11 protein-coding genes are annotated in these 11,210 nt (G+C 44.9%); 1 reads left to right on the forward strand and 10 read right to left on the reverse strand.

The genetic code is table 11. The features are described from left to right. Positions 1–788: 788 nt before the first annotated feature. From F6K46_RS35030 to F6K46_RS35075, 10 genes are all read right to left on the reverse strand, one after another. Entirely contained in the window at positions 789–1,829 is a 1,041-nt protein-coding gene (locus F6K46_RS35030) for a response regulator (RefSeq protein WP_293066925.1), read from the reverse strand. A gap of 32 nt (positions 1,830–1,861) precedes the next feature. Further along, positions 1,862–2,242: a response regulator gene (locus tag F6K46_RS35035; protein ID WP_293066927.1), complete on the reverse strand. Its 381-nt coding sequence runs from the start codon at positions 2,240–2,242 to the stop codon at positions 1,862–1,864. Beyond that, positions 2,232–4,400 (reverse strand): ATP-binding protein, encoded by a 2,169-nt coding sequence (locus F6K46_RS35040; protein WP_293066930.1) that lies wholly within the window; start codon positions 4,398–4,400, stop codon positions 2,232–2,234. The genes F6K46_RS35035 and F6K46_RS35040 overlap by 11 nt, the downstream gene beginning before the upstream one ends. Before the next feature lie 134 nt (positions 4,401–4,534). Beyond that, the gene (locus tag F6K46_RS35045) at positions 4,535–5,272 is read right to left on the reverse strand and encodes a phycocyanobilin:ferredoxin oxidoreductase (RefSeq protein WP_293066932.1); all 738 of its coding nucleotides are present in this window, start codon (positions 5,270–5,272) and stop codon (positions 4,535–4,537) included. Between the two features lie 387 nt (positions 5,273–5,659). Continuing rightward, entirely contained in the window at positions 5,660–5,899 is a 240-nt protein-coding gene (locus tag F6K46_RS35050; protein ID WP_293030731.1) for a phycobilisome linker polypeptide, read from the reverse strand. Between the two features lie 73 nt (positions 5,900–5,972). Further along, the gene (locus F6K46_RS35055; RefSeq protein ID WP_293066934.1) at positions 5,973–6,833 is read right to left on the reverse strand and encodes a phycobilisome linker polypeptide; all 861 of its coding nucleotides are present in this window, start codon (positions 6,831–6,833) and stop codon (positions 5,973–5,975) included. A gap of 45 nt (positions 6,834–6,878) precedes the next feature. Then, entirely contained in the window at positions 6,879–7,697 is an 819-nt protein-coding gene (locus F6K46_RS35060) for a phycobilisome linker polypeptide (protein WP_293066937.1), read from the reverse strand. A 54-nt stretch (positions 7,698–7,751) separates the two neighbouring features. Then, a complete protein-coding gene (locus tag F6K46_RS35065) occupies positions 7,752–8,570 on the reverse strand; it encodes a phycobilisome linker polypeptide (protein WP_293066940.1) in 819 nt (272 codons plus the stop codon). Positions 8,571–8,674: 104 nt separating this feature from the next. Then, a complete protein-coding gene (cpcA, locus tag F6K46_RS35070) occupies positions 8,675–9,163 on the reverse strand; it encodes a phycocyanin subunit alpha (protein ID WP_075901022.1) in 489 nt (162 codons plus the stop codon). A 101-nt stretch (positions 9,164–9,264) separates the two neighbouring features. Next, entirely contained in the window at positions 9,265–9,783 is a 519-nt protein-coding gene (locus F6K46_RS35075) for a phycocyanin subunit beta (RefSeq protein WP_293066945.1), read from the reverse strand. A 790-nt stretch (positions 9,784–10,573) separates the two neighbouring features. On the opposite strand from F6K46_RS35075, the gene F6K46_RS35080 reads away from it, so the two are divergent. Continuing rightward, the gene (locus F6K46_RS35080; protein ID WP_293066948.1) at positions 10,574–10,807 is read left to right on the forward strand and encodes a hypothetical protein; all 234 of its coding nucleotides are present in this window, start codon (positions 10,574–10,576) and stop codon (positions 10,805–10,807) included. Positions 10,808–11,210 lie beyond the last annotated feature (403 nt).

Consider the following 11,210-nt stretch of genomic DNA (forward strand, 5'->3'; position numbering starts at 1 on the left):
GGCGAACCTGGCTTGAAAACTCTCTGGCGAGGGCTTTCTACCTTTTACCATTTGTTTGAAGGTTCACAACTTGCTTCTACGTCCTAGTCTCTATCACTGTTTCGACTACTTTTGCCTAATGGATAGCTTAAAAAAGGGGGGAGCCATACTCAAAGTCGGGTGCATCTCCTAAAAGTTGTTTGACAAGGTGGTGCGTTACGGGGCGGGCTGTCTAAACCCTGACTACGAGGCGAAAATAAGGCCCCCCCTAACACACCCTACGCAACTTTTTTACAAATATGAGATGCACCCTCAAAGTCCCCCTTTTTTAAGGGGGATTTAGGGGGATCTCCGAGTTTGAAAACACGCCCTAGTCCCCCAACTTTGGGGGAAGAGTCAATTTGCTTCTAAAAGTCCCCCGTCGGGGGATTTAGCTCACAGGGGTAGGTTTTTTACATTTGGGTAAAATATGGGACGACCGAGAGGGAGAGAAAAAGGAAAACAACGAAGAAGCGATGCAGCGCGGTCTTGGGGGTTTCCCCCATGAGCGACTGCATCAAGACAATGATGATTGTTAACGACAAATTAAGTATATTTTCTTATCCCCCACACCCCACACCCCACCCCCTACACCCCACACCTGAGGTCAAAGTAAAAAACCTACCCTTATGAGGGGGGATTTAGGGGGCTTGGATGTAGCAAATGAGACTTTTCAGACAACCCCTAAGGATAACTTCCTGCCTGAAGTCGCACTCTTTCAAGGCGGTTGAGAATGCGATTAGCCAATTCTGTTGCCTAGTTATATTTTCCTAGGTTAGTTCATCGCGCAGAGCCGTTAAAAGTACTTGAAAGTGGAAGATTTGTTCAGCACCCAAATCAGTATCCCCTTGCAAGATACCTTCAAGTTCCCGCGCTAAGCGCGACCCTTCTGAGAAACCAAAAATACCCAAGTTTCCAGCTAAACTATGAGCTGCCAACCTCCCTTGTTCTTGATGGGAAAAATTCAGAGACCCTTCTGAGAAAACCCTAGGGACTTGCTCTAAGATAGCCAATTGATTACGGCTCTTTTCCCGGTACTTTTCCCAAGCTGCAGCGATCGCTTTGAGGTGTTTTGAGTGCTTATTGGCGGTAATCTCTTCTTGGATTACAGTAGTAGGTTTAGAATCAGCATTGTCTGGCTGCAACTTTAGTCTATATCCCAGTCCATGTACTGTTTCAATCAAATCCTCGGGAGCACCAGCAATTCTTAATTTCCGGCGTAGCTTTCTTAGATGAGATCTAACTGTTGCTTCCGCTGGAAATTCTTTCGAGGACCACAAATTGTCTATAATTTCGTCAGTACTAAAAACATGATGGCTGTGGCGCAGGAATAACTCTAGTAGCCCATATTCCTTGGGGGTTAATGAGAGCAACTGAGTGTCGTAGGTTACTTTACAGCTGCGCGGGTCTAGTTGCAAGCTACCCCAACTCAGTACAGGCAGGGAGTTTGAGTTTACTCGACGCAATAGAGCTCGCATGCGAGCTGCTAGTTCCTCAAGATCAAAAGGCTTAGTTATATAGTCATCGGCACCAGCATCTAGCCCCCTAATCTTGTCTACACTAGCATGGCATGATGTTAGTAAAAGGATAGGCATGTGATAACCACTGGCGCGGAAACGCTGACAAAGACTAATTCCGTCAACCTTTGGCAGCAACAAGTCCAGTACAATCAGGTCGTAGGTATAAGTTGACCCATAGGCCCATCCCTGTTCACCGTCAGTGACAGCATCAATCACATAATTTTGCTTGGGAAGGCTGTTTTTGAGTAAATCAATTAAAGACTCATCATCCTCCACTAGTAATAGTCTCATCTGTACAACTACAAACGCTCAACAATAATGAATCACAACTTCCATTCCAATAGTTCTGCTATTTGAATAGCCAAAGTTATAGAATTAAATGGTTTGATAATAACACCAGCAATCCCGATTTTTTTAAACGGGTGTTGCTCTGCGATCTGAGTCTTGGCCGTCAGAAAAATAACGGGAATTGACTGGGTTTTAGAATTTGCTTTTAACTTCGAAAAGGTTGCAATTCCATCCAGATCTGGCATCATTACATCAAGTAAGATTGCGTCTGGCAGTTTAGTTTTAGCCATAGCGATACCTTCCAAGCCTGAAGAAGCTGTTAGTACCTCCCAATCTGTTTCAAGTTCCAGACCGACTTGCACCACTTCCTGGATAGTTTCTTCATCGTCAATTAGCAAGATGCATTTAGTACTCATGGTTATCTTCTTCTTGCTTTTTTAAAGCGGGTAGGGTAAAATAAAAAGTACTGCCTTTACCTAAAGAACTCTCTGCCCAAATTCTGCCGCCGTGTTGCTGGATAATTTTGCGGCAAATCGTTAGTCCCAGACCTGTTCCACCTTTCTTACGGGAATCAGATGAGTCCACTTGCTCGAAGCGCTCGAAGATACTTTCGAGCTGGCTATTGGGGATTCCTTGTCCCTGATCTTTGACTTGAAATGTGACATAGGCAGTTGTGGAGCATCGCAGCTGTTTCTGCTTTTTGGTTCTATTAACCTCGTTATCTGTTATTGCAGAGAGCCAAACTGTGCTATTGGCAGGTGAAAACTTAATTGCGTTGCTTAGTAAATTAGTCAAGGTTTGGACAATATAGTCGGGGTCAGCCCAAACAGAGAAAGAGGTGGACTTGGTTGCCAAGTTAACCCCATGTTCAGTAGCCATTGTTTGCATAGCCTGGACTGCTTTTTTGATCAAGTCAGCTGCATTGCAGGCTTTTTTGTCCATATTCACCTTACCTGACTCAATGCGCTGTAGGTCTAAGACATTATTGACTAAGCGCACCAGGCGATCAGTTTGTTCGTCGGCAATTTCGAGCATTCGCTGTCCTTTGGCAGAGAGCTTACCGAGTTTTCCCGTCGCCAGGATTTTCAGGGAACCGTGAATTGAGGCCAGAGGGGTGCGGAGTTCGTGACTGACCACTGAAATGAACTCGTCCTTCATCCGTTCTATGGCTTTGCGATCGCTAATATCACTTGTTAAGGCAAAAAAACCTTTGACTAAACCCTCCTCCTCGCTGAGATGAGGGATGTAGGTAACGCTGACGGAGTGAGTGCGTCTATCTTTGAGGGTCATTTCATGTTCGTAGGTGACTGTCCGACCTGACAAAGCAGCCTCCACATGCACCCGAATCTGCTGATAGACTTTCTTCCCATGGACTTTCTGAAGGTGAGATCCAGACACCTCTAAAGGGGAAAGTCCCAACCAGGTTTTGTAGGCTTGATTGTTGAAGCGATAGCGTTGTTCCTTGTCAATGTAGGCAATTAAAACAGGCAGTGCATTAGTGATGAGGCGGAGTTGTTCTTCAGAACGACGCAAAGCTTCTTCTGCCTGAAGGCGATCATTGATTTCCTGTTGCAGATTGCTGTTTACTTTCCTCAACTCGGCTGTCCGTTCTGCAACCATCTCTTCCAGATTCTCCAGCAGTTGAGCTTGGGACAGGGCAATGCCGATTTGGTCTGCCAACTGTTGCATCAGTTCAACCTCAAACTCACTCCATGGTCGAGCAGCCTGACACTGATGGGCGATCAGCAAACCCCAAAGTTGATTCTGGGGTTTAACTCGGCGATTTTGGCTGTTTGTATGGGAGTTGAGGCTTTGTAAGATCGGCACAACCAGTTTGGCTTTGACATGCCATTCATCCAGAAACTCAACTAAGCATTCAGCCAAAGCGGCATCAGGGCTGTGAACATCAGCGTAAGCTTGGGTGCGACCTTGACCATAGAGTTCTCGGTACTCTGGGGGAAAGACTTCTTCGGGAAACTCAACGTCGAGAATTGCCGGATATGTCGGTAAGGTCGCTTCGCTAATGATTTTACCTGTTCCATTGGCAAAAACTTGGTAAATCAGTACTCGATCAGCCCGAAGAATTCTTTGCACCTCTGTAACAGCAGTTTGTAGAATTTCTTTGAGTTGCAAAGATTGGCGAATTTTGAGAGTTACTTCAGAGAATAACTCTACCCGCTGATGTTGGCGTTGGAGTTCCTCTTTTGCTGCTTGTCGGCGCTTGGTAATGTCCCGCAGAATCAACAAGTGATTACCAGGTGACAAGTCTATAACTGATGTATACTCCACTGCTCGTGTCGTGCCATTTGGGCAGAGGAGTTGAACTTCCCCAATTTCTTGCCCTCTTTCCCAAAAGAGGTGCCATGCTTGTTCACAATTGAGGTCTAGTTTTAAAAAATTAATAATGGAGTGATTAATCAATTCCTCCCTTGCTAAACCAAATAAATCACAGACAGCAGGGTTCACCTCTATGAACTGACCGTTGTCACCAACGATAGCAATTGCTTCAAAGGAGCGCTCGAATCCAGCTTTGAGAAGAGATTCAAGCCTTTGAGGTTTCTCAGCAGACTGCATGACTACGCCAAATGTTAACTACTTTACTGTAATCTAAAGTAATCAAACTTTATTAAAAATTTACAAAAGTTAACTTTAAGACTTCTATTGCCCGTGAAATTTCACTTGAAGATTTCCCTAAGCTCCAAACCCAATCAAGGGGAATCAAACAGCATTGTAGTTATATATCGTTGTGCCCATTGCTGACCAAAAGACTGTTCTAAAATTCTTCGAGTCTTGTCATTATGCTGCTGCTGAGTACAGTAGTAGCGTTGTCCTGCCAGAATTTCAGCTTCCTGGTAAGGAGAAGAAATCGGCATCATGGCGGTCGCAATTTGACAATGCAGAGTCAAAAAATGCTTGACTTGCTCAAGGAAAGCCGCTTCTTCTTGAGCATCGGCAGGACGCACAAATATACAAAATTCCGAAAAAATATCTCCCCACTTGGGTAAATCGCGGTGTTGAGAAAACTTAATTTTGGGTAGTTTGGCTAAAACACTGCGATAAGATATCGGTAAGATGCGCTTAGTGGTAACGGGAGACAGATCAACAATAGCCGCACTAATAAACCTTTTTCCTCCCACAAGATCAACTCCGAAAATTGGCAAGTTGTAGTTGGAGTGGGGGAACATAACACAGTGGAGAATATCAAGGCGATGACTTACCTTTGCTAACTCTAGGTGTAACTTGCGAAACTGGGGGGTTTGATAACAGCGATTTTCAATTAATAGTTTCTCCCCTTCTAAATTTCCCTCCACGTAACCGAGATCCTCTGGTATAGTGTAAGGAGACAGAGATAAGTAATGTTGCCAGTGGTCTTCAATACAGTTTGCAAGTTTGCGAATGAGAGTATGCTGGTTTTCTCTTAGAGAGGGTTGAAGAGTTTTTAGCATCTTATATTAAGGTTTTAAATAAGGTTTTTTGGGTATCAACTTAGAGGATATATGAAAAGTTTTTTGATACTGAATTTTGCCACCCTAGCCCTCCAACTTTGAGGGAAGAGTCAATTTGCTTCTAAAAGTCCCCCAAAATTGGGGGATTTAGGGGGCTTGGATGTAGCAAATGGGACTTCTCAGACAACCTCTTAAGCCGGAAAATTTTTGTGGTGAGAAAGTGTTAGGTGTTAGGTGTTAGGTGTTAGGTTGCAGGTTTTGGGTATGAAAAATCTCAAACCTAAATCATAATACTTAACATCTTATTAAAAGTCCCCTAATATCTAATACCTAACCCCTAACACCTAGCACCTTGTCCCAACTTCAAGACATTTGGTAGTGTTGTTACTATGTTGTTGGCATAACCGGACGAATGCTGACGATTTTTCCTCCCATACGAGTAATGCGCTGCATCTCTTCATTCATTTGGCTGTAGGGAACCTGAATAAAGATACTGCTACTCTTGGGTAAAGGGTAACTGTTTTTAGTGTTTTCTTCCTTATGCCACAACCCTGTTACCTCATAGACAAAGGTACGACTTTCTGATGGTGAATTAGAACTGTCAAAAATTAAAGATTCACCCAGCATGTTTCCGATACCTCCTAATAGCTAACTCAGATTATATCAACTCCTGAACTTCTATTTTTAGAGCAAATGTGATCTAAGCAAGTGTTATACTAGCGACTTTACCGCCCATTTTGTTAATTTGCTGGAGCGTATCCGATAGTTTCTCATAAGGAACCAGAAGCTCTTTGCTAACGCGGCGCACTTTGGGATATCTAGGCAAGTTCATTCCTGATACTTCCAACCGATAAATACGACCTTCTCTTGCTGGACTTCGGAAGGTTTTATTGGGCGTAACACCTTTTTCAGAGGCTCGGTACGCCCAACCTTCACTACCGCCGGAAGGACCAACCACTGCTGAAACACTATTAAGAGCAAGTTCACTAGCAAGGCGAGACGCTTTACCTTCAACTTGTGCGCGATCGCTATTGGCATAGCCTCGGTAAAGGCGGAACATGCGAGTAAAGCCCACAACCTTTTGTCCGGTTTGAGTTGAGAAGCCTCGATAATAAGGCACGATGAAGTCACCAAAGTTTTCATCGTATTCAGCAGAATCGATATAGGAATCAATATCTGCTTCAAAGCCCTTGTTTTGGTAGAGGTCAAGGTGGTAAATTACCTCAGACTCATCATAGGGAGCTCGACCTAGCAAGTGCTTCAAGTTTAACTCAATCACCCGAGTTTGGAAGCTGTTGTACAGAAATTTCGACTTGTATAGCTCCGACTTAGCTACAGCTCGCACAAACTCCCGCACCGTGAGAGAGCCATTGCAGAGCAGGGATTCTAAACCGGTGAGGCGCTCATAAGCCATGATGTAGTCGTTACCGAGTACTTGTCGGTAAACAGCTTGAATGACGGCTTTGGCATCATCTTGGCTCCAGTTGGGGCGCAGTTCAATGGGGTTGCTATTGCTAAAGGCAGAGGTGCCTAAGCGGGATGCTGCTGTTGTAATTGCCACTTACTCTACTCCTATAGGACTCGACGTTTAGATGTTCTAGAAACTTCAGGCACGGGTAATACTCATGACTTGACAACCGCGCTTGTTTAGTTTTTGCAGGGTGGGAGATAGCCGTTCGTAGGGCACGACATATTCACTGATGCTGCGCCTGATCTGAGGGGCACGTCCCATACCTCCTTGAGTTACTCGGAGTCGATAGAACTGTCCCTGAATGTTTGCAGTTGTGCCGGTGAGTGCTTGTCCGCCATTTGGGGTTCGCACGGGGTTTGCCATATTGCGAGCCAGCTCATAGGTTAAACTAGGACGACCGCCCTTGCCCTGAGCGCGATCGCTGTTGGCGTAACCACGATAGAGCTCGAACATGCGGGTAAAGCCGACGGTTTTTTGTCCCGGTTGATTGGAAAAGCCTCGATAGTAGGGTACGATGGAGGTGCCAAAGTTCTGCTCATACTCAAGGGAGTTTATGTAGGAGTCGATATCTGCCTCAAACCCCTGGTTTTGATAGATATCGAGATGATAGATGATTTCAGACTCATCATAGGGAGCCCGACCGAGTAGGTGCTTGAAGTTCAACTCAATTACTCTCGGATGAAAGTTGCTGTAGAAGAATTTCGACTTGTAGATTTCTGACTTGGCGACAGCCCGCACAAAATCCCTTACAGTCAGGTAGCCTTGGCAGAGTAAAGACTCAGCACTGGTGAGACGCTCAGAAGCCATGAGATGGTCGTTTCCGAGTACTTGTCGGTAAACAGCCTGGATAACAGCCTTAGCATTGTCTTGGGTCCAGTTGGGGCGCAGTTCAATGGGGTTGGCATTGCTAAAGGCGGAGGTTCCCAGCCAGGATGCTGCTGTGGTAATTGCCACTTGTTGTTCTCCTAATTTTTAATATTGCTTGATAGTGGTGAGATTTCAGTTGCCTTAGGCTGGCGTAATACTTGTTATTCGATCACCTTGCTTGCCAAGCTGCCGCAAAGTATACGATAACTGATCGTAAGGCACCAGATACTCGCTAATTGTGCGCCGGATTTGAGGACCACCTCTTGTCACCCCTTGAGACACTCGCAAGCGGTAGAGCTGCCTTTGGCTACCTGCATTTGTGCCGATAACTACCTGTCCCTTGGTTTGGGTTCGGACAGGAGTTGCGGTGTTACGAGCCAGCTCATAAGTTAAGTGAGAGGGATTGCCATTGCCTTGGGCGTGATCGCTATTGGCGTAACCGCGATAGAGCTGGAACATGCGACTAAAGCCCACAACTTTCTGACCCTGTGGGCTCTCGAACCCACGGTAACTCGGCACAATCGAGTTACCAAAATTTTCTTGATATTCCTGTGAGTCGATGTAAGAATTTATCTCCGCCTTGTAGCCTTTTTGATTAAAAAGATCGACATGATAGGCAATTTCCGACTCATCATAAGGGGCTCGACCCAGAAAATGCTTATAGTTCAACTCAATAAACCTTACTTGGGGTGTGGAGTTTAAGAACTTTTCCTGGTATAGTTCTGACAGAGCCAGTGCCCGGATAAAATCTCGTACCGTAATGTCACCTTGGCGCAATAGAGACTCTGCATTGGTCAAACGCTCGCAATCCATGACATGAGCATTGCCAAAGACCTGTCGATAGGCAGTTGTAATCACTGCTTGCACTTCATCTTCTGTAGAGTAGGAGCGCAGCTCCATTCGAGGGGAATCCGCAAAAGGTGCGATGCCTAACAGCCTCGCTGTTGTTGGACTTACCATATTAGTCTCCTAAATTTCTTTTCTAAAAAACATTGCCCGGAACTTCAGAAAACCGTTAATCAACTATCAACAGCCACCTGGAGTTCCGGGCAACTCGAAAAACCCTAGCTAAGAGCGTTAATTGTGTAATCGAGATAGGAGTTTGCCTCAACGGCAGGGTCACCACTTAGACCATGGTTCGCCTTGATGTACTTGAGAGCTTCGACATACCAGCTCGGAGAAAGTTCAAAGGTGAGGTTGATTTCGGCGATTCCTGAGATCAGGTACTCATCCATGGGTCCTGTACTCCCAGTCACCAAACAATAGGTAACCATGCGCAGGTAGTAACCGATATCACGGGCACATTTTGCCTTCCCTTCAGGAGTCGAAGCGTAGTTCGGTCCTTGCATCTGCGTGGTATAGGGGAACTTTTGGTAAACAGCTTGGGCTGCACCATTAACTAGAGTCTCAGCTTTACTGGTTAAGCTTTGAGCAGCTTCCAAACTTGCAGTAGCTTGGCGAAAACGACCGAACGCACTCTGAATTTCGGCACTGCTCAGAAAGCGGCCTTGGGAGTCAGCGGTAGCTACTGCTTCAGTTAGGGGAGTTTTCATAATGTAATCTACCTCTCAAAAAAAAAGTTTTGCAAATTTTTCGTAAACAAATGCTACTGAAGAATTGAACGAGCAGATGGCTGTCCTAGGGTTTGGTGAAACTAGCCAACGGCAGCAGCAGCTCGATCAAAATAACCACTTAACTCAGACATTAGAGAGCTACAGTCACCAGGAGTAATGCCAGTTCTGTCATTGGCAATGGCGATCGCAGCGTCCTTCATCTTATTGATACCTTCAGCTACAGAACCTCCAGGAACTCCCAGTGCTACATAGGTTTCCCGCAGGCCATTAAGGCAGCGATCATCTAAAACACTGCCGTCACCAGCGAAGGTGGCATAGGTTACATAGCGAAAGACAATCTCCATATCGCGCAAGCAAGCAGCCATGCGACGGCCAGTGTAAGCATTGCCACCAGGCTGGATCAATTGGGGCTGCTCTGCAAACAGACTACGGGCAGCATTGGCTACAATTGCAGAGGCATTGCTTGTGAGTCGGTTGACCACATCCATGCGCTTATTGCTTTCAGCAACCATGCTCTTGAGGGAATCGAATTGATCGTTACTGAGATATACACCTCGGGTATCAGCTTGGGCAACCACCCGTGCAAATGCATCTAACATTAAAGTCTCTCCTTACATCTTGACTTGTATAAATCCAAAACTGGATAGTAATTGACTGCCTGCCCTACTCTGCCAAACAGCAGAGTAATGAATCAATAAGCAGCCTTGAATTACTCCCGTAGCTTCAATTCCGTTGAGCCTTCTTGTTAAGAATTTTGTAGCCTCTCTCAGAGACACAAGCTAACTCAAGGAAACTGACCCCTAACTTTTAAGTCAGGGATGCAGCGGCTTTCGGACCAAGACTATTCAAGCAAATCGTCTGTGCAGATTTTGTGCAATTATGTGAGTCAATTACAAATCGTAACAATTCAGCTATTTTGTTTTTGCCATCAAAGGGTAATAAAAAGGCTACAAAGCACTCTGGGTAACGGATATAGCGTTTAGTACTTCCTGAAAATTGAGCCGTTTGTCAGCTTTAAGAATCTTCACACGAAACTAATTATCTGACTAGTTATGAGGATGTCTTAGGAGGTATTGAAGGAGCTGGCAGAGTTGAGTATTGTGCGATTCTCCTAGGGAGACGCTACGCGAACGCCCTACTCCGGTCGGGTGAGACGGGTCAAGATTGTTTCACAGACAGACCGGGTGATCACTGCTGAGATTACTCTTGATGTTAGGGATGGTGGTTAAATCTATGCCCTAGGGTATAGATTTAAGTTTGCATGTCGCTCCCTAGGGATAAGATAAAAATTTTGTGGATTAAATACGCCAAATTGGCTATCTATAATCTAGTTAATATTTTACACTTAAAATGTTTAAATTTTTTCATTAAATAAAAAGGATGAAACCCATGTTCATTAGCGATTTAAGCTATTATCAAAATATTGAAAGTATTGAACAAAAAATTGTTGGTGGTTTCAGTCATGAATGTCAGAAAAAAAGATATCCAGAACTTACTACCGATATTAATGTTTGGATGGAACGACACGCGATAGCTTTTTACTGTAAACTGGAAAAACAGCGTGAAGAATGGATGATGATAGCAGCAGACGTTCAAGGACAGCATATGAGTGCTGCAACCTAGTCTTGTTGTTTACCTGACACATCTGCGTGAAACCTAGACGTATCAGGCTCGACACTGTCACGACTGAATCCATAAGAACCAGATGCAATGAGACGACTACATTGACGACTACATTAGGAAAACTTCAGTCGTGACAGTATATACTTCACTACTCTTTCCCATTGCTTACTGGACATGCCAGCTTTTTTGATCTTTTCAGGTGTTATCTCTTCCCCCATCACAAACATCTGGTAAAGAAAGACCATGCGATGCGCTATGGGCAGCCAAAGGCGATCGCCATCGGTGACAACTTAAGCCTGTATGCCAATTGTCAAGGGGGTTGAGGAAAAAGGCTTGAAGAAAAACTCAGACTGACCCTTTTGTCGGTCAGGAAAAGGAGCAACAATAAGTTTGACCTTGGGTT

It is taken from the genome of Moorena sp. SIO3E8, from assembly GCF_010692445.1.
Lineage (GTDB): Bacteria > Cyanobacteriota > Cyanobacteriia > Cyanobacteriales > Coleofasciculaceae > Moorena > Moorena bouillonii.